Origin of the sequence: Janthinobacterium sp. BJB304 (genome assembly GCF_002735765.1) — a bacterium.
Classification (GTDB): Bacteria; Pseudomonadota; Gammaproteobacteria; order Burkholderiales; family Burkholderiaceae_D; genus Janthinobacterium.
On sequence record NZ_PDZN01000004.1, the window covers coordinates 82,244 to 99,268 of the forward strand.

General features: G+C 65.1%; 17 protein-coding genes and 2 tRNA genes. 5 read left to right on the plus strand and 14 right to left on the minus strand.

The window, feature by feature from the left end; genetic code table 11:
* Nucleotides 1-6 precede the first annotated feature (6 nt).
* Nucleotides 7-1,056 carry a quinone-dependent dihydroorotate dehydrogenase gene (locus CSQ95_RS06080; protein WP_099408872.1) on the minus strand — a complete coding sequence of 350 codons (1,050 nt, stop codon included), beginning with the start codon at nucleotides 1,054-1,056 and terminating at the stop codon, nucleotides 7-9.
* A 204-nt stretch (nucleotides 1,057-1,260) separates the two neighbouring features.
* Between CSQ95_RS06080 and CSQ95_RS06085 the strand changes: the two genes are divergently transcribed.
* Nucleotides 1,261-4,572, plus strand: coding sequence for a S41 family peptidase (locus CSQ95_RS06085; RefSeq protein ID WP_099408873.1), 3,312 nt, complete (start codon nucleotides 1,261-1,263; stop codon nucleotides 4,570-4,572).
* A 125-nt stretch (nucleotides 4,573-4,697) separates the two neighbouring features.
* Here the strand turns inward: CSQ95_RS06085 and CSQ95_RS06090 are convergent, their stop codons facing one another.
* The 3 genes from CSQ95_RS06090 to CSQ95_RS06100 all read right to left on the minus strand — a co-directional run bounded on the left by CSQ95_RS06090 (nucleotide 4,698) and on the right by CSQ95_RS06100 (nucleotide 6,812).
* A complete protein-coding gene (locus tag CSQ95_RS06090; RefSeq protein ID WP_099408874.1) occupies nucleotides 4,698-5,420 on the minus strand; it encodes an arginyltransferase in 723 nt (240 codons plus the stop codon).
* A gap of 66 nt (nucleotides 5,421-5,486) precedes the next feature.
* Nucleotides 5,487-6,203: a leucyl/phenylalanyl-tRNA--protein transferase gene (gene aat, locus CSQ95_RS06095; RefSeq protein WP_070224526.1), complete on the minus strand. Its 717-nt coding sequence runs from the start codon at nucleotides 6,201-6,203 to the stop codon at nucleotides 5,487-5,489.
* A 30-nt stretch (nucleotides 6,204-6,233) separates the two neighbouring features.
* Nucleotides 6,234-6,812: an NUDIX hydrolase gene (locus tag CSQ95_RS06100; RefSeq protein ID WP_034747557.1), complete on the minus strand. Its 579-nt coding sequence runs from the start codon at nucleotides 6,810-6,812 to the stop codon at nucleotides 6,234-6,236.
* 196 nt (nucleotides 6,813-7,008) lie between these two features.
* Between CSQ95_RS06100 and CSQ95_RS06105 the strand changes: the two genes are divergently transcribed.
* Both CSQ95_RS06105 and CSQ95_RS06110 read left to right on the plus strand, forming a co-directional pair.
* A tRNA-Met gene (locus CSQ95_RS06105) sits at nucleotides 7,009-7,085 on the plus strand.
* Between the two features lie 141 nt (nucleotides 7,086-7,226).
* A tRNA-Met gene (locus CSQ95_RS06110) sits at nucleotides 7,227-7,303 on the plus strand.
* 46 nt (nucleotides 7,304-7,349) lie between these two features.
* On the opposite strand, the gene CSQ95_RS06115 is transcribed toward CSQ95_RS06110, so the two are convergent.
* Nucleotides 7,350-8,150: a helix-turn-helix transcriptional regulator gene (locus tag CSQ95_RS06115; RefSeq protein ID WP_099408875.1), complete on the minus strand. Its 801-nt coding sequence runs from the start codon at nucleotides 8,148-8,150 to the stop codon at nucleotides 7,350-7,352.
* Between the two features lie 110 nt (nucleotides 8,151-8,260).
* Between CSQ95_RS06115 and CSQ95_RS06120 the strand changes: the two genes are divergently transcribed.
* The gene (locus CSQ95_RS06120) at nucleotides 8,261-9,487 is read left to right on the plus strand and encodes an MFS transporter (protein ID WP_099408876.1); all 1,227 of its coding nucleotides are present in this window, start codon (nucleotides 8,261-8,263) and stop codon (nucleotides 9,485-9,487) included.
* Here the strand turns inward: CSQ95_RS06120 and CSQ95_RS06125 are convergent.
* The 5 genes from CSQ95_RS06125 to CSQ95_RS06145 all read right to left on the minus strand — a co-directional run bounded on the left by CSQ95_RS06125 (nucleotide 9,484) and on the right by CSQ95_RS06145 (nucleotide 13,226).
* Entirely contained in the window at nucleotides 9,484-10,272 is a 789-nt protein-coding gene (locus CSQ95_RS06125) for an anti-sigma factor (protein ID WP_070224530.1), read from the minus strand. The two genes, CSQ95_RS06120 and CSQ95_RS06125, sit on opposite strands and share 4 nt — an antisense overlap.
* A complete protein-coding gene (locus tag CSQ95_RS06130; RefSeq protein ID WP_099408877.1) occupies nucleotides 10,269-10,790 on the minus strand; it encodes an RNA polymerase sigma factor in 522 nt (173 codons plus the stop codon). Before CSQ95_RS06130 ends, CSQ95_RS06125 begins: the two co-directional genes overlap by 4 nt.
* Nucleotides 10,791-10,811: 21 nt before the next feature.
* The gene (locus CSQ95_RS06135) at nucleotides 10,812-11,183 is read right to left on the minus strand and encodes a hypothetical protein (protein WP_070224532.1); all 372 of its coding nucleotides are present in this window, start codon (nucleotides 11,181-11,183) and stop codon (nucleotides 10,812-10,814) included.
* Nucleotides 11,184-11,240: 57 nt separating this feature from the next.
* Nucleotides 11,241-12,152: a DNA-3-methyladenine glycosylase gene (locus tag CSQ95_RS06140; RefSeq protein ID WP_099408878.1), complete on the minus strand. Its 912-nt coding sequence runs from the start codon at nucleotides 12,150-12,152 to the stop codon at nucleotides 11,241-11,243.
* Between the two features lie 66 nt (nucleotides 12,153-12,218).
* The gene (locus CSQ95_RS06145; RefSeq protein WP_099408879.1) at nucleotides 12,219-13,226 is read right to left on the minus strand and encodes an XdhC family protein; all 1,008 of its coding nucleotides are present in this window, start codon (nucleotides 13,224-13,226) and stop codon (nucleotides 12,219-12,221) included.
* 99 nt (nucleotides 13,227-13,325) lie between these two features.
* Between CSQ95_RS06145 and CSQ95_RS29605 the strand changes: the two genes are divergently transcribed.
* Entirely contained in the window at nucleotides 13,326-13,466 is a 141-nt protein-coding gene (locus tag CSQ95_RS29605; RefSeq protein WP_162835767.1) for a hypothetical protein, read from the plus strand.
* 159 nt (nucleotides 13,467-13,625) lie between these two features.
* Here CSQ95_RS29605 and CSQ95_RS06150 read toward each other — a convergent pair whose 3' ends face one another.
* From CSQ95_RS06150 to lspA, 4 genes are read right to left on the minus strand one after another with little or no spacing between them, the layout of a single operon-like run.
* Nucleotides 13,626-14,729 carry a M48 family metallopeptidase gene (locus CSQ95_RS06150; RefSeq protein WP_099408880.1) on the minus strand — a complete coding sequence of 368 codons (1,104 nt, stop codon included), beginning with the start codon at nucleotides 14,727-14,729 and terminating at the stop codon, nucleotides 13,626-13,628.
* A 12-nt stretch (nucleotides 14,730-14,741) separates the two neighbouring features.
* Complete coding sequence (gene dut / locus CSQ95_RS06155) at nucleotides 14,742-15,191, minus strand: dUTP diphosphatase (RefSeq protein ID WP_070289098.1); 450 nt, start codon at nucleotides 15,189-15,191, stop codon at nucleotides 14,742-14,744.
* Nucleotides 15,192-15,223: 32 nt separating this feature from the next.
* On the minus strand, nucleotides 15,224-16,444 hold the full coding sequence (coaBC, locus tag CSQ95_RS06160) for a bifunctional phosphopantothenoylcysteine decarboxylase/phosphopantothenate--cysteine ligase CoaBC (RefSeq protein ID WP_099408881.1): 1,221 nt from the start codon (nucleotides 16,442-16,444) through the stop codon (nucleotides 15,224-15,226).
* 17 nt (nucleotides 16,445-16,461) lie between these two features.
* The gene (lspA, locus tag CSQ95_RS06165) at nucleotides 16,462-16,971 is read right to left on the minus strand and encodes a signal peptidase II (protein WP_070224538.1); all 510 of its coding nucleotides are present in this window, start codon (nucleotides 16,969-16,971) and stop codon (nucleotides 16,462-16,464) included.
* Between the last annotated feature and the right edge of the window lie 54 nt (nucleotides 16,972-17,025).

The window sequence follows — 17,025 nt, forward strand, 5'->3', positions numbered from 1 at the left end:
CCGTCCTTAGCGGGCCTGTTTGCCGCGCAGCGCGCGCGCGCAATCCTTGATCAGGGCGGGGCCGGCGTAAATCAGGCCGCTGTACAGCTGCACCAGCTGCGCGCCCGATTCGAACTTGGCCACGGCGTCGCTGCCCTGCATGATGCCGCCCACGCCGATGATGGGCAGGGCGTCGCCCAGTTCCGCCTTCAGCAAACGGATCACATTGTTCGACAGCTCGAACACGGGCGCGCCCGACAGGCCGCCCGCTTCGGCGCCGTGCGGCATGCCTTCGACGGCGCTGCGCGACAGGGTCGTGTTGGTGGCGATGACGCCGTCGATCTGGTGGCGCGTGAGCGACTCGGCGATGCTTTTCACCTGTTCGCCATCCATGTCCGGGGCGATCTTCAGGGCCAGCGGCACGTAGCGCTTGTGCTTGTCCGCCAGGCGCGCCTGGGCATCCTTCAGTTGCGACAGCAGGGCGTCGAGTTCCGACGCGCCCTGCAGCTGGCGCAAATTCTTGGTGTTCGGCGACGAGATGTTTACCGTCACATAGCTGGCGTAGGGGTAGACTTTTTCCAGGCACAGCAGATAGTCGTCGGCGGCCCGCTCGATGGGCGTATCGGCGTTCTTGCCGATGTTCAGGCCCAGCACGCCGGCGCGGTTCTGGTAGAACTTCGACGCCTGCACATTGGCCACGAAGGCGTCCACGCCGCCATTATTGAAACCCATGCGGTTGATGATGCCCTGCGCCTGCGGCAGGCGGAACATGCGCGGTTTCGGATTGCCCGCCTGCGCGCGCGGCGTGACGGTGCCCACTTCGATCGAGCCGAAACCCAGGTCGGCCAGCGCGTCGATGTAGGCGCCATCCTTGTCCAGGCCGGCGGCCAGGCCGACTGGGTTCGGGAAGGTGATGCCCATCACGGTGCGCGGATCAAGCGCCGGTTTGCCGGCCAGCTTCGTCAGGCCCAGCGCGCTGGCGCGTTTCAGGGCGGGCAGGGTGAAATGGTGGGCCGCTTCGGCATCCATCGAAAACAGCAGCGGGCGGGCGAGGGAGTACAGGAATTTTTCAGACATGGGGGCGCTTTGAGTAGGTATGCGGGCTGCCGGGAAGGGCTGGCGGCGCGCGAAATAAGTGCCGTATTTTACCGTGTTCCGCGCGGCGGCCGGGTGTATAGTTCTCTTTGGTCTAATGCAACATTGATTCCTTGTTAATTCGCATTTGGCCGCGGACCTTCCTGTTTTTTCTCTGTTCTGTTGACTTCATAAGCGAGACATCGATTGAAAAAGACACGCATCCTGACCGCCATCGCGGCCGCCAGCGCACTGCTGCTGAGCCACCCGGCCCTGGCCCTGCCCAATACGCAAGACACCCGCATGCTGAGCGAGCCGGCCGTCTCCAGCCGCCACATCGCCTTCATCTATGCGGGCGATCTGTGGCTGTCCAACCTCGACGGCGGCGGCGCGCGGCGCCTGACGTCGGACCTGGGCGACAAATCGAATCCCGTGTTTTCGCCCGACGGCAGCCAGATCGCGTATAGCGCGAACATCGACGGCAATGTCGATGTGTATGTGATCGCGGCGGCGGGCGGCGTGCCGCGCCGCCTGACCTTCCACCCGGGCGCGGACCTGGCGCAATCGTTCACGCCCGATGGCCAGGCCGTGATGTTCACCTCGCCCCGCGCCGCCTTCAACAACCGCTTCCAGAAGCTGTTTACGGTGCCCGTGGCGGGCGGCGTGGAAACCCAGCTGGAAATCCCGAACGCATCGCGCGCCACGTACTCGCCCGATGGCAAGCGCATCGCCTACAACCCGCTGGCGCCCGCCTTCAAGCAGTGGAAGCGCTACCGGGGCGGCACCAACTCCTGGCTGTGGCTGTTTTCGTCCAGCGACAAATCCATCGAAAAAATCCCCCAGCCGACCACGCGCTCGAACGACGTCGACCCGATGTGGCTGGGCGACACCGTGTACTTCCGCTCGGACCGCAACGGCGAATTCAACCTGTTTGCCTACGACGTGAAAACCAAGGCCGTGCGCCAGCTGACGCGGCACGCGGATTTCCCCGTGCTCAACGCGTCGGCCGCGAACGGCACCATCGTCTACGAGCAGGCGGGGTATCTGCATTCTTTCGACATCGCCAGCGGCCAGGCGCACAAGCTGACCATCGGCGTGGCCAGCGACTTGGGACAGACGCGCCCACGCTGGGTCAAGAACGCGAAATACATCCGCGACGCGTCGATTTCGCCGTCGGGGGCGCGCATCGCGTTCGAATACCGGGGCGAGATCGTCACCATCCCCGCCGACAAGGGCGACGTGCGCAACCTGACGCAGACGGCCGGCGCCCACGAGCGCACACCGATCTGGTCGCCCGATGGCCGCTCGGTCGCGTATTTTTCGGACGAGTCGGGCGAATACGAGTTGCATGTGCGGGCGCAGGATGGCAAGGGCGCCGTGCGCAAGTTCAAGCTCAATGGCAGCGGCTTCTATGACAATGCCGTCTGGTCGCCCGACAGCAGGAAGATCGCGTTTGCCGACAATGGCTGGAGCATGTATGTGATCGACGTCGGCAACGGCAAGGTGCAAAAAATAGCCACGGAGCCGATGTATGGCGTCGACAAGAGCATGCGCGCCTCATGGGCGCCCGATTCGCGCTGGCTGGCCTACACGCTCAATTCGCCCACCTACACGCGCAGCGCCTACATCTATTCCGTTGAGCGGAACAAGTCGATGCCCGTGACCGATGGCTTGTCCGACGTGGCCCAGCCCGTGTTCGACAAGAGCGGTAAATACCTGTACTTCTTCGCATCGACGAATGCGGGCCCCAGCAACAACTGGTTCTCGCAGCAGAACGAAGACAACCTGGTGACGCGCACCGTGTGGATGGCCGTGCTGCGGCGCGACTTGCCGTCGCCCTTGATCAAGGAAAGCGACGAGGAAAAGGCGGCCAGCGCGGAGAGCAAGAAAGACACGGCGAAGGCGGAAGCGGAGCCGAAGAACGAAGCGAAGATCGATCCGAAGACGGGCCGCGACGACCCGAAAGTGGTGGTGGCGCCCGTGGCGCCGATCAGCATCGATTTCGACGGTATCGCCACGCGCATCGTCGACCTGCCGCTGCCGGCCGCGCAGTTTTCCAGCCTGACCGCCGGCGCCGCGGGGCAGATCTTTTTGCTGCGCGAAAGCGACGGCAAGAAGGCCGTGCAGCGCTTCGGCCTGAAGGAGCGCAAGGCGGAAACCGTGGTGGCGGAAGCCGATGATTTCGACGTCTCGGCCGACGGCAAGAAGCTGCTGTACCGCCAGAAGGACAACTGGGCCATGGGTTCAGCCACGGGCAAGCTGCTGGCGCCGGGCGAAGGCAAGATCAAGGTCGACGCCATCGAAGTCAAGGCCGATCCGCGCGCCGAGTGGACGCAGATTTTCAATGAAGTGTGGCGCATCAACCGCGATTATTTCTATGACCCGGGCATGCATGGCGTGGACTGGAAGGCCATGCGCGACAAGTACGCCGTCTTCCTGCCCGAGCTGTCCAGCCGCGCGGACCTGAACCGCCTGATCCAGTGGATGTGCAGCGAACTGGCCGTGGGTCACCACCGCGGCGGCGGCGGTGACGACTTTATCGAGGCGAAGAAGGTGCCGGGGGGACTCTTGGGCGCCGACTATGAAGTGAGCGACGGCCATTACCGCTTCAAGAAGGTGTATGGCGGCTTGAACTGGAATCCGGCCCTGCGCGCGCCGCTGACGGAGCCGGGCCTGAACGTCAAGGCGGGCGAATACCTGCTGGCCGTCGACAGCCGCCCGCTGGCGCCGCCGACGAATATCTACAGCGCCTTCGAGAACACGGCCGGCAAGGCCATCGACCTGACCGTGGGACCCTCGGCCGACGGCAAGGGCGCGCGCACGATCACCGTGGTACCGGTGCCGGCCGAGGATGCCTTGCGCAACCGCGACTGGATCGAGGGCAATATGCGCAAGGTCAATGCGGCCACCAACGGCAAGGTGGCCTACGTGTACGTGCCCAATACGGCGGGGCTGGGCCACACCTACTTCAAGCGCTATTTCTTCCCGCAGGCGGACAGGCAGGCCATCATCGTCGACGAGCGCTTTAACGGTGGCGGCAGCGTGGCCGATTACTACATCGAGATCCTGCAGAAGAAGGAAATCGCTTGGTGGACCATGCGTTACGGCGCCGACATGAAGACGCCGTCCGCTTCGATCCAGGGGCCGCGCGCCATGCTGATCGACGAGACGGCCGGCTCGGGCGGCGACCTGCTGCCGTGGATGTTCCGCAAGAACAACATGGGTCCGCTGATCGGCAAGGCGACGTGGGGTGGCCTGGTGGGCATCCTCGGCTTCCCCGTGCTGATGGATGGCGGCACGATCACGGCGCCGAACCTGGCGTTCTGGACGCGCGAAAACGGCTGGGGCGTGGAAAACGAAGGCGTGGCGCCCGATATCGAAGTCGAGCAAACGCCGGCCGACGTCATCGCCGGCCGCGATCCGCAGCTGGAAAAGGCGATCGAGGTGATCCAGGCCGAACTGGCGAAGAACCCGCCCGTGCGGCCTGCGCGTCCGGCGTTTCCGGATAAAAGCAAGTAAGCTGAAGTGCAGGGGGCAGACCCTCGCGATTGTTCGCTGGTAGGTCGGATTAGCGCAGCGTAATCCGACACCATTGTTGGCTTTGCAGCGTCGGATTACGCGCTTGCGCGCTAATCCGACCTACCTTACATGATCACCCACTGTCCCTTGATCCGCGCTTCCAGCGGCTTGAAGTTGATTTTATACGCCATCTTCGGGCTTTGTTCTATCCAGTAGCCCAGGTAGATGTAAGGCAGGTTCAGTTCGCGCGCCTGGGCGATTTGCCACAGCACGTTGTAGGTGCCGTACGAGGCGCCCGGCACATCGGGATCGAAAAACGTGTAGACGGACGACAGGCCGTCGGCCAGCACGTCGATGATGCTGACCATGCGCAGGGTGCCGTCAGGCTCGCGGAACTCCACCAGACGCGTGTTGACCCGGCTTTGCAGCAAAAATTGCGCGTACTGGTCGCGGCTGTCCTGGTCCATGCCGCCGCCCGCGTGGCGCGTGCTCTGGTAGCGCAGATACAGTTCGTAGTGCTCGTCGAGGAAGGACAAAGTGGCCACGCCCGCCTGCAGGTTGGCGTGGCGGTTCCAGGCGCGGCGCTGGTTGCGGTTGGGCGCGAATTCGCCGGCCACCACGCGCACGGGGATGCAGGCCTGGCAGCCGTCGCAATACGGGCGGTAGGTGAAAATGCCGCTGCGGCGAAAGCCGTTGCGCACCAGTTCCGAATACACGTCGCTGTTGATCAGGTGCGAAGGCGTGGCCACCTGCGAGCGGGCCTGGCGGTCGTCCAGGTAGCTGCACGGATACGGTGCCGTCGTGTAGAACTGCAGGGTGGCAAACGGTAGTTCGTTCAGGTGCGTCATGCTGATCCTGTCTGGTCTGTCCGCAGCGGTATGCCTGGCGGTGTGCCTGGAGATATCATAGCTTTTTTACGCCGGTGGCGCAGCATGCCAATCGGTGATTTGCGCTGCTTCAATGGCGCTCCTCACATGGGCCAGGAAGCGGGCGCGCGAAATGGGCGCCGCGCCCAGCGAGGCCAGGTGTTTCGTTTCTTGCTGGCAGTCAATCATCGTCACGCCGCGCGCCTGCAAAAAGCGCACGAGGTGGGCCAGCGCGATCTTCGAGCCATCCGAGACGCGGGCGAACATCGATTCGCCATAGAACATGCGCCCGATCGACACGCCATATGCGCCGCCCACCAGTTCGCCGTCCAGCCACAGTTCCGACGAGTGCGCGTAGCCCAGCTTGTGCAAGCCCGTGTAGCCGGCGATGATGTCGTCGGAAATCCAGGTGCCCGGGCCATCCTTGCGCGGCGCCGCGCAGGCGCGCATGACGGCGTCGAAATCGCCGTCGAAGCGCAGCTGCCAGCGCCCGTCCGTGGCGGCGCTGCGCTCGACCTTGCGGATGGCCTTGGCCAGGCTGTCGGAGACCTTGAAGTCCGCCGTCATCAGCACCATGCGCGGATCGGTGCTCCACCACAGAATGGGCTGGCCCTCGGAAAACCAGGGGAAGATGCCGTGCTTGTAGGCGTCGAGCAGGCGCGCGGGCGACAGGTCGGCGCCGGCCGCCAGCAGGCCGGGCGCCTCGTCGGTCAGGGCGCGCGAGACGTCGGGGAACGGGGTGTGGATGTCGAGCCAGGGAATCATGCGGCGTCAAAGATGGCGGGTGGTGGGGACTTACTCGGCATCCGCGCGCGCCATCGGGCGCGTGATGTCGCCCGTATGCACACCATAGCTGCCGCCTTCGCGGATTTTCACGCGGTCGGCAAAGAACAGTTCCAAGGTGGCGCGGATGGTGGGGAAGGCCAGGTCGTCCCACGGAATCTGCGCTTCCGTAAACAGCTGCACGTCCAGGCTTTCGATGCCGGGCGCGAAATCGAGGTCGCGCAGGCGCGCCAGGTAGAACAGGTGCACCTGGTGCACGCGCTGCACGTTGAGCAGCGAAAACAGGGGCCCCAGTTCGATATTCGCGCCCGCTTCCTCCACCGTTTCGCGCTCGGCCGCATCGGACGTCGTCTCGTCGTTTTCCATGAAGCCGGCCGGCAGGGTCCAGTAGCCCAGGCGCGGTTCGATGGCCCGCTTGCACAGCAACACCTGCAACTGGCCATCTTCTTCCCAGACGGGAATCGAGCCGACCACCATTTTCGGGTTCTGGTAATGGATGGCGTCGCAGTTGGCGCACACATAGCGGGGACGGTTGTCGCCTTCCGGAATGGACAGGCTGACAGGGTGGGCGCATTCGGAGCAGAATTTCATGGGCTGGCTTCGGAAAATGGGTGACTAGTGTAACGCTTACTGTACACCGATTGCGCGCTCTGTGGCGTGACGGGCGGACACAATGCTCCCCGGTAATTGGCTGACCTTTTTTAATGTATTTTAATTTAATAGCTCTATTGCAGTCGAAGTTGAGATAGCTATTGCCTAAGCCACCCGTTTGCCCTTATAATTCGAGTGCGGGGTGGAGCAGTCTGGCAGCTCGTCGGGCTCATAACCCGAAGGTCACAGGTTCAAATCCTGTCCCCGCAACCAATACCGGAAAGCCGCTGATTCTTGCAAAAGATCAGCGGCTTTTTCCATTGCTGGTCACGGACACGCTCCGGTGGACGGGGCAGGAATGACATTGTCAATTCACGCCTTTACGCCGCGCAACAATCTGGTATATAATTCGAGTGCGGGGTGGAGCAGTCTGGCAGCTCGTCGGGCTCATAACCCGAAGGTCACAGGTTCAAATCCTGTCCCCGCAACCAATTCGAAGCCGCTGGTTCCTCGCAAGAGGGCCAGCGGTTTTTTCGTTTACGGCGCGAGGTCTTCTGCCTGCTGGCGCGCATACACGATCAGCCGCAAGTGGCGGTCCGCATCGATGGTCAGCGAGGTGTGCTCGTAGGCGACCTGCTCGCCGCCGACGTCCAGGCGGCGCACGCCGGCGCACGGCGCATGCACGTCATGGCGGCGCCACCACTGCTTGAACTCGGGCGAGACCTTTTCCAGTTCCTCCACCAGCGCGTGGATATCCGCTTCCTGCGTGGCGCGCGCGTAGTCGCGGCGAAAGCTCGACAGCATCAGCGCCGCCTGCTCTTCCCAGGCCGTGAAGCGCGAGCGCAGCAGCGGGTCGGTAAACAGCAACCATAGCAGGTTGCGGCGCGCCGGCACATGCGCGCCGAAGCCGAACAGGGCGTCCGCGTCCGCATTGAACGCCAGCACGTCCCAGCGCAGGTTGAGGACATAGGCCGGATGCGCCAGCTCGTGCATCAATCGGCGCACCGGCGGCGGCACCACGCAAAAGGTCTTGCCCTCTTCGGCAGGCGGACGCGCATGCGCCAGCAGGAACAGGTGGCGCCGCTCGCCCGCGTCCAGTCTCAGTACTTCGGCCAGCTTGTCGAGAAAGGCGCTCGAGACGCCGATGTCGCGCCCCTGCTCCAGCCAGGTGTACCAGGTCAGCCCCACGCCGGCCAGCGCCGCCACTTCTTCGCGGCGCAAGCCCGGCGTTCTGCGCCGCCCGCCGCCAGGCAAGCCTACGTCCTCGGGCGACAGCCGCGTGCGGCGCGCCTGCAGGTAGGCGGCCAGTTCGTGGCGGGTGCGGGCCAAAGTGCGCATGGTGGGGGTTTTCCGGTGAGCCTGTTGCTGCCAGTAATAGCATAAACAGTTAAATTGTAATTGTTTATATTGTATTCCAAAATGCCTGCTTTCTTCCAGAAAGCGTGCCCATGTCTGACTATTTTTCCTCCCGTGCCGCAGTGCCTGCCGACTCCGCGCTGCCTGTCACCGTCTACCTGATCGCCGTGGGCGCGTTCGCGCTGGGCATGGCGTCGTATGTGACGGCAGGCCTGATGCCGATGATCGCCCGCGCCTTTTCCGTGTCCCTGGCGATGGCCGCGCAGCTGGTGACGGCGTTTACGCTGGCCTATGGCCTCGGTTCGCCCCTGGCCGTGGCCTTGCTGCCGGCGCGCGCGCAACGCTCCGGCCTGTTACTCGCCCTGGGCGTGTTCGTGCTGGCGAACGGGGCCAGCGCGCTGGCGCCCGAATTCAGCAGTTTGCTGGCATGGCGGGCCGTTGCGGGCATCGGGGCGGGCGTTTACCTGGCCCTGGGCATCGCGGCGGCGGCGGGCGTGTCGGCGCCGCGGCAGCGGGGCAAGGCCATCGGCGCGATCATGGGCGGCATGGCGGGCGGCACGGTACTGGGCGTGCCATTGAGCTTGCTGCTGGCGCAGCAGCTGGGCTGGACGGCGGCCCTGTGGCTGGTCGCCGTCCTCGGTGCGCTGGCGCTGGCGGGCTTGCTGTGGAAACTGCCCGCGCTGCCGGAAGTACCGGCGACCTCGCTGCGCCGCAAGCTGGCCTTGCTGGCCGATGGGCAGGTGCTGGCCATCCTGCTCGTGTCGCTGCTGGCGGCCATCGCCAGCCTGGGCATGTACACGTTTATCGCGCCGCTGCTGGCGTGGTCCGCGCACGGCGCGGAAATTTCCACCACGCCCTTCCTGTGGGCGTGGGGCGTGGGGGGCATCGCGGGCAGCGTATTGGTGGGACCATGGGCAGACAAGGTGGCGGCGCCGAGGCTGACTAGGCTCATCTTGCTGCTGCTGGCGCTGGCCTTGTGCGCGCTGCCGCTGGCGGCCGGCTGGTCGGCCTGGCTGATGCTGGCGCCTATCGTGCTGTGGGGCGCGGCCGGCTGGGCCCTGCAAGTGCCGCAGAACCAGCAGTTGCTGGCCGTGCGCGCGCGGCAGGGCGATGGCAACCTGGCCATCGCCCTCAACGAATCGGCGCTGTACCTGGGCAGCGCCATCGGCGCCGCAGCAGGCGGGGTACTGCTCCTGCTGGACTGGCCCGTGTGGCTGCTGGCGGCCTGCGCCGCCCTGGTCGCCGCCGCAGCGTTGCTGCTGCAATGGTGCGGCGTGAAATGGATTGCAGAATTCCGGAAAATGGAAGAGTCTGTTTAGTGACTTTCCAGCTGCGCGTACACGGCGTCGGCGATCTTGCCCAGTTCCTGTTTGGGCAGGCTCGCCGAGAGGGCATAACCGAGCTGGCCGTCGATCCAGTAAAACACGCTCAAGTCCTTTTCCTGCGTGTAGCGGAAGGCCGTTTCCTGCTTGCCGGCCCGTTCTTTCGCCACGTACAGGGTCAGGCGCTGACCTTTGCCATCTTCATACATGAATTGCGCCACGGGGCCGTCGCCATCGCCGGGCAGCAAACGCCCGCCGATCAGGTGATAGCCGAGCGGCGACAGCGCAGGCGGCTGCAATTTGCTGCCCAGGCGTTTCGACAGCCATTGCACCAGGTGGGCCTCCTGTTCCGCCCCCACCTCGACGGGGTGGCGCACTTCCGGCGTGTAGACGGCATGGGCGATGGCGGCGCTGCGCGCCAGGGAGATGGGGCTGGCGCTGGCGCTCCGCATGTCACCGCCATCGCCGCGCAGCAGCCAGCCGCCCGCGCCGCCAGCGAGCACCAGCACGACGGCAGCTGCCGCCTGCATGGCGGGGCGGCGCCAGGCGCCGTTCGCCGCCGGCGGGGCCGCCGCCTGCAGCAGGGCAGGCGGCACGGCTTCGTCCAGCACGGGATCGAACAGGGCGCGCAATTGCCGGTTCTGCTCGCGCCACGCATCGACCCTGGCGGTGTCCCCGGGATGTGCGCGCAGGTGGGCGTCGACGGCCGCGCGCTGGTCTTCGGGCAGGACGCCGTCGGCCAGGGCGTGCAATTGCGCTTCGCTGATGGCTTGCGTTGTCATTTCACGACTTTCAGGGTGGGTGGGCCGCTGCCCTGGCTGCCGGCAGGGCGGCCGTCGAGCAGGGTGCGCAGCTTGTCGCGCCCACGTGACAGGCGCGACATCACGGTGCCGACGGGAATGTCCAGGGTGGCCGCCACCTGCTCGTACGGCATCTGTTCGAGCGCGACGAGCAGGATCACTTCGCGCTGCCCCAGCGGCAAACGGGCCAGCGCCGCATCCATCTCGCCGATGGCGATGGCTTGCCCGGGCGCGTGTTCCGGCGCGGGCAGCACGGTATCGTCGTCGAGCTCCTGCAGCGCCAGGCCGGGGCGGCGCAACTGGTCCACGTGCAGGTTATGCATGATGGAAAACAGCCAGGGCCGCATCTCGCCACCGCGCTGGTCCAGCTTGCGCCACGCCCGTTCCACGGTGTCCTGCACCAGGTCGTCCGCGTGCAGGGCGCCCGCCAGCGCGCGCGCATAGCGGCGCAGGCCGGGCAGGCACGCTTGCAGCTGGCGGCTATCCTCTTGCGTGGTCATCGTGGCGGCGGGCAGGGGGGCTTACGGCTTGACGACGTGCCACACGTTCTTGAAATTGTCGCCGGCCACGTCGCCAGGCTTCTTGTCTTCCTTGTACAGGTACAGGGGCTTGCCCTTGTAGGTCAGCTGCATGGCGCCGTTGTCTTCGCGCTTGATGCTGCCATACGGGGCGGCGGGCGCCGCGTCGGTGGCGATGACGGCGGGCCAGGCCACCAGGCAGCCGCCGCTGCAGGCGCTCTTGCCGCTGTCGGCGACATCCTTGTCGAACACATACACGGTCATGCCGCTGGTATTGACCAGCATGCCGTTGGCGGGCATGACGTCGGCGGCGAAGGCCAGGGGGGCGGACAAGGCGGTGAAAAGGGCAGTGGCGGCGAAAGTGGTAAAGCGCATGATGATCTCCTTGATGTTTGGTGGGCTTGCAAGGGATAGACGCGCGGCGCGGCCCGTTTATTCCACCGCTGACGGATTATTTTTCGGGTGCAGGCTGGCCCACAGGTGGGCGGCGGCCATGGTGCGGTGCGGCGCATACTGGCGCAGCCACTGTTCCGTGCGCGCCATGTCAGGCTTCGTTTCTTCGCCGAGCAGCTTTTGCAGGGCGGCGCGGATCGCCACGTCGCCATGCAGCGAACAGTCGGCATAGCCATAGCCGCGCAGCAGCGCGTAATTGACGGTCCACGGGCCGATGCCCTTCACGGCCAGCAGCGCCTGCGAAATGGCCGCCACGTCGCCGGAAGGGGGCAGTTCCAGCGACAGCGCTTCCTCGTCGACGAGACGCGCCAGGCGCAGCACGGTTTCCGCCTTGGCGCGCGAGAATTTGCGGCTGGTCAAATCCTCGATCTCCAGCCGCGCCACGTCGCGCGCCTCCGGGTAGCACCACAAGCCGCTGCCATGCCGGCGCCCCGCCTGCAGAATGAAGGTGCGGCGCAGGGAAATGGCGAACGGCAGATTGATCTGCTGGCCGATGATGGCCCAGGTCAGCGCCTCGAACGGGCTGGCCGATTGCACGATGCGCAAGCCCGGGTTGATGCGGATCAACGGCGCCAGCAGCGGGTCGCCGGCGGCCAACTGCGCGAACGGCTGCGGGTCGATGCGCAGGCCGAGGATGTTGAGCAGCGCGCCGTGCAGCGCCGTTTGCAGAGCGTCACTGGCGCTGCCGTCGATCTCGGCGCGGCAGACGGCCGTATCGTCCGCGAAGGCCACGTCCAGCACGACGGGCACGCCGGCAAGCAGGATGCCCTTGCGCAGCCCTGCAGCGGTGACCTGTTCCGCCACGCCTTCCGCGTCGCGGCTGTGAAAGGCGATGACGTCGTCGCGGCGGTAGCCGGCGGGCAGGGGGAGGGTCCAGTGCAGCAGGGTCATGGTGGCCAAATTCAGTGAAGGTAGCAGGGGCGCGCCGCCGGCGCACCGCGTTTCTTGCTGCGGTCCTTAGCGGGCGCAGATGTCGGTGGTGGGCGGGCTCAAGGCCGCCGCATGCTGGATCTGCAGCGCGTCGGGCACGCCATTTTTCACGGCCGTCAGTTCGGCCAGGATGGAAATGGCGATTTCCGCCGGCGTCTTGCTGCCGATGTACAGGCCGATGGGGCCGTGCAGGCGCGCCAGCTGTTCCGCGCTGACGTCGAACTGCAGCAGCCGCTCGCGGCGCTTGGCGTTATTCGCGCGCGAGCCGATGGCGCCCACGTAAAACGCAGGGGATTTCAATGCTTCCATCAGGGCCAGGTCGTCGAGCTTGGGGTCGTGCGTGAGGGCGACGACGGCGCTGCGGCTGTCGAGCTTTAATTCCAGCACGAGGTCGTCCGGCATGGCGTGCAGCAGGGGCACGCCCGGTACGTTCCAGCCGCCCCGGTATTCCTCGCGCGGGTCGCAGACGATGACGTGGTAATCCATGGCCGTGGCGATCTGCGCCACGAAGCGCGACAGCTGGCTGGCGCCGATGATCAGCAATCGCCAGCGCGGGCCGTGCTGCGTGGTGAGCACCGCGCCTTCCAGGGCCAGTACGGCGCCCGGCGCGGCGCGCTGCAGGGTGACGGCGCCGCTGCGCAGGTCGAGGCGGCGCTCGACCAATTCATGCGCTTCCAGGCGTGCCAGCAGTTCGGCCACCTTGCTGTCCGCGTGCAGCGGCTCGATGGCCAGTTCGATGGTGCCGCCGCAGGGCAGGCCGAAGCGGTGCGCCTCGTCGGCGCTGATGCCGTAGCTGACGATTTCCGGCAAGGTGCGCACGATGCCGTGCACGCGCACGGTGTCGATCAAGTCATCCTCGATACAGCCGCCGGAGACGGAGCCGACCACCGTACCGTCGTCGCAGATGGCCAGGGTGGCGCCCACGGGGCGGGGGCTGGAGCCCCAGGTCTTGATGACGGTGACGAGTTCGCAGCGGTGCCCGGCGGCGAGCCAGGCGGCGCTGGTTTTCAGAACTTCGAGGTCGATGCTGTCCATGGCGCGCGCGATTTACATGCCGTAGTTTGCGGCAAAGTATGGAAAAGTATTCAAGATTGTGGATATACTACCTGTTCCACCACCCTGCGGAGAATTTTCATGTCAAATGAAGTCAAGACGCAAGAAGAGGGTATTCCCAAGTTCGGCAAGCTGCTCATCGTCCTGTTTCTGGCCGTGGTGTTTTGCGGCGCCCTGACCTGGATCATGGGCACCTACTTCCCCAACTTCCCCGGCGCCTGACCAAACCCTGTTTGATCAGGATGAAGAACGTCTAACAGAACCGTAGCGAGCGGCAGCGATTTGTGGCCGAGAAGCGCAACTGTGCTTGGCACGGGGCCGCCGAGGCAGTGAGCATCGCAGACCGCAAAGCGCGACGCGCAGTAGGTTATGGTAGGCGTTCTAAGGCTTGAGCGGCTTCTTCGCCGCCTGCTTGGCGCGCACGTCCGTCACTGCGCGGTTGATCGCCGCCATGCGCGAGTTAGTGCCCGGGTGCAGGGCCGTGTAGCCGTTGGCGACCGTGGCCGGCACTTGCGTGGCCAGGCGCTGCCAGAAGCGGGCCGCGTTGTCGACATTGTAGCCGGCGCGCGCCAGCAGATAGATGGCCAGGGTGTCGGCTTGCACGTCGAGTTCCTGCGGCATGGCCTTGATGCCGGCAGCGCCCGTCAGCATCGACACGTCGGGCTGCACGGCGCCCAGGCTTTCGATGATGCTGCCGGCCGTACCCGCCGTGCGCTGGCTGCGCGCGTGGTCGAGGATGTTGTGCGCCATTTCTCGGGCGATGACGAAGGCGATGCCTTCATCGTTTTGCGCCGCATTGACCATGCCGCGCGTGAGCATGATGCGCGAACCGTCCGAATACGCGTTGATATTGTCCGCATTGCCCAGGGCGACGCGGAAGGCGCAGGCGCGCGTGACGGGAATTTTCAGGTCTTGCTGCTGGCCGTCGCGGGCGATGGTCATGTTCAGGCTCGCGCTTTTCGAGGCCAGCGGGCCGACGATGGCGCCGAACGGGCCTTCCGCTTTCGGGCCTGCCGGCAGCGGCTTGCCTTCGGCGGCCAGCAAGCCGTCGCCCTTGCGCAAGCCGGCGCGCGCGGCGCCGCTGCCCGGCAAGACGCTGGACACCTGCATCTGCTCGCCGTAGCCGAGGGCCGCCTGCGCCGCGTCGGCATAGATGCCGGGGTAGGAATACTTGTTCTGCGCCGTGAAGCCCAGCAGGTTGCGCGCATACGTCTTGCACAGGTCCGCATTATTGATCAGCAGGGGCGCCGACACTTTCGACAGGCGGTCCTGCAGCGCCACCATCTTCACCAGTTCTTCCTGCGCCGCCCTTTGCTGCGCCGTCGGCGCGGGCGCATCGGGCGCCGGCACGACGTTGAACGGGCCGCTGACATTCGTCGCCGGCGTGGTGCAGCCGGCCAGAATGGCCGCGCCGGCCAACAGGAGGGGAGTGGCCAGTCGGCGCAGCGAGGTTGGGGCTGGGATCAGATGGCGGAAACCTGGCATAAGTGTCAATCCTTAATGTTTGCCGGTGCTGCCAAAACCGCCAACACCGCGTTCGCTGTCGCCGAATTCCTCGACGACGTTAAAGCCCACTTGCAGCACCGGCACGATAATCAGTTGCGCCAGGCGTTCCATGGGATTGAGCGTGAAAGCGCTCTGGCCCCGGTTCCAGGTCGATACCATCAGCTGGCCCTGGTAATCGGAGTCGATCAAGCCTACCAGATTCCCCAATACGATGCCGTTTTTGTGGCCCATGCCGCTGCGCGGCAAAATCATGGCCGCATACGAGGGGTCGCCGATGTGGATGGCCAGGCCGGTCGGAATGAGCACCGTCTGACCCGCTTCGATGGTGATGGATTCGGCTATGCAGGCGCGCAGGTCGAGTCCGGCGCTGCCCGGGGTGGCGTAGGCCGGCAGCAGTTCTTGCATGCGGGCGTCGAGGATCTTGATGTCGATATTTTTCATGAATCTAAATGAGCTAAAGCGTATAAAAAAGATTATTTGAGCAGCGAATTCCTGGCGAGCCGCTTCGAGATTTCCGAAATCAGCTGGCGCGCCAGGTTCAGTTTCGGGGCGCGCGGCAGCACGGTATGGCCTTCCTCGTCGAACAGGATGATGGTGTTGTCGTCCTGGCCAAACGTGTTCTGCCCGATATTGCCGACCAGCAGTGGAATACCTTTTTTCTCGCGCTTGACCGAACCGAATTCCACCAGGTTTTCCGATTCGGCGGCAAAGCCGACGCAGTACGGATAGCCGGCCAGGTTGGTGCGTGCCGCCACGGTGGCGAGGATGTCGGGATTTTGCGCGAACTGCAGTTCGGGCACGGAGCCGTCGGCCTGCTTTTTCATCTTCTGGTCGCTGGCGTTGGCCACGCGCCAGTCTGCCACGGCGGCCACGGCGACGAAGACATGCTGGCCGTCGACGTGGGCCAGTACCGCATCATGCATCTGCTGCGCGCTTTGCACGTCGATGCGGCGCACGCCGAATGGCGCGTCCAGGGCCGTCGGGCCGGAAATGAGCAGCACCTCGGCGCCCGCTTCGCGCGCCGCGCGCGCCACCGCATAGCCCATCTTGCCCGAGGACAGATTGGTGATGCCGCGCACGGGATCGATGGCTTCAAACGTGGGGCCGGCCGTGACCAGCACGCGTTTGCCCGCCAGGACTTTCGGCTGGAAGGCGGCGATCAGCTCCGTCAAGAGCTGTTCCGGCTCCAGCATGCGGCCCAGGCCAGTTTCGCCGCAGGCCTGTTCGCCGGCGGCCGGGCCGAACAGGGTGATGCCGTCGTCGCACAGCTGCTGCACATTGCGCTGCGTGGCGGGGTTCTGCCACATTTCCACGTTCATGGCCGGCGCCACGAGCAAGGGCAGGTGGGCGGGACGGGCCAGGCACAGGGTCGACAGCAGGTCGTCGCAGACGCCATGGGCGAGTTTGCGCAGAAAATCGGCCGAGCACGGCGCGATCAGGATGGCGTCCGCATGGCGCGTCAAATCGATATGCGCCATGTTGTTGTCTATGCGCGCATCCCACTGGCTCGTGTGCACGGGGTGGCCGGACAGCGCCTGCATGGTCACGGCCGTGATGAAGTGGCTGGCGGCATCCGTCATGACCACCTGCACCGAGGCGCCGGCCTTCGTCAGCGCGCGGCACAGTTCCGCCGCCTTGTAGCAGGCGACGCCGCCCGAAAGTCCCAGGACGATTTTTTTGCCGGACAATTCCATGCCGTTCTCCCGCGTGTTTATTTGTTTACCCGGCGCAGTTCATCGATGATGAACAGGGCCGCACCGATGCAGATGGCGCTGTCGGCGATATTGAAAGCGGGGAAATGGCCCCAGCTTTTCCAGTGGAAGTCGAGGAAATCGACCACGTGACCGTACACCAGGCGGTCGATGGCGTTGCCCAGCGCGCCGCCGAGGATCAGCGCCAGGGCCCAGCAGAACATGCGCTGGCCGGCGTGCTTTTTCAGCAGATAGATGATGTAGATGGCGGCCGCCAGGGCGATGCCGGTGAAGAAATAGCGCTGCCAGCCGCCCTGGTCGGACAGGAAGCTGAACGCGGCGCCCTTGTTATACGCGAGCACCAGGTTGAAATACGAGGTGATGACCATCTCTTGCGCGTAGCGGAAGGTCTTCAGGATCGTGATCTTGGTGATCTGGTCGAACAGGATGACGATGGCGGCGATGCCCAGCCAGGGCACGAGCGACGCCGAGGAGGACGATTTCGATGAAAAACGGTTTTTAGTGGCCATATTTTTCCAGGGAAGATAAAGCCGCCGCCTGGTAGCAGGCGGCGGTTGGACTCA

Excerpts from the sequence above, each read along its gene's own strand:
- CSQ95_RS06100 (WP_034747557.1), bottom strand. The coding sequence starts at position 6,812 with ATGAAATTCTGCTCCGAATGCGCCCACCCTGTCAGCCTGTCCATTCCG.
- CSQ95_RS06130 (WP_099408877.1), bottom strand. The coding sequence starts at position 10,790 with ATGACCACGCAAGAGGATAGCCGCCAGCTGCAAGCGTGCCTGCCCGGC.
- CSQ95_RS29605 (WP_162835767.1), top strand. The coding sequence starts at position 13,326 with ATGTCAAATGAAGTCAAGACGCAAGAAGAGGGTATTCCCAAGTTCGGC.
- CSQ95_RS06120 (WP_099408876.1), top strand. The coding sequence starts at position 8,261 with ATGTCTGACTATTTTTCCTCCCGTGCCGCAGTGCCTGCCGACTCCGCG.
- CSQ95_RS06135 (WP_070224532.1), bottom strand. The coding sequence starts at position 11,183 with ATGCGCTTTACCACTTTCGCCGCCACTGCCCTTTTCACCGCCTTGTCC.
- lspA (WP_070224538.1), bottom strand. The coding sequence starts at position 16,971 with ATGGCCACTAAAAACCGTTTTTCATCGAAATCGTCCTCCTCGGCGTCG.
- coaBC (WP_099408881.1), bottom strand. The coding sequence starts at position 16,444 with ATGGAATTGTCCGGCAAAAAAATCGTCCTGGGACTTTCGGGCGGCGTC.
- CSQ95_RS06090 (WP_099408874.1), bottom strand. The coding sequence starts at position 5,420 with ATGACGCACCTGAACGAACTACCGTTTGCCACCCTGCAGTTCTACACG.
- CSQ95_RS06125 (WP_070224530.1), bottom strand. The coding sequence starts at position 10,272 with ATGACAACGCAAGCCATCAGCGAAGCGCAATTGCACGCCCTGGCCGAC.
- CSQ95_RS06080 (WP_099408872.1), bottom strand. The coding sequence starts at position 1,056 with ATGTCTGAAAAATTCCTGTACTCCCTCGCCCGCCCGCTGCTGTTTTCG.
- CSQ95_RS06115 (WP_099408875.1), bottom strand. The coding sequence starts at position 8,150 with ATGCGCACTTTGGCCCGCACCCGCCACGAACTGGCCGCCTACCTGCAG.
- CSQ95_RS06140 (WP_099408878.1), bottom strand. The coding sequence starts at position 12,152 with ATGACCCTGCTGCACTGGACCCTCCCCCTGCCCGCCGGCTACCGCCGC.
- dut (WP_070289098.1), bottom strand. The coding sequence starts at position 15,191 with ATGAAAAATATCGACATCAAGATCCTCGACGCCCGCATGCAAGAACTG.
- aat (WP_070224526.1), bottom strand. The coding sequence starts at position 6,203 with ATGATTCCCTGGCTCGACATCCACACCCCGTTCCCCGACGTCTCGCGC.
- CSQ95_RS06150 (WP_099408880.1), bottom strand. The coding sequence starts at position 14,729 with ATGCCAGGTTTCCGCCATCTGATCCCAGCCCCAACCTCGCTGCGCCGA.
- CSQ95_RS06145 (WP_099408879.1), bottom strand. The coding sequence starts at position 13,226 with ATGGACAGCATCGACCTCGAAGTTCTGAAAACCAGCGCCGCCTGGCTC.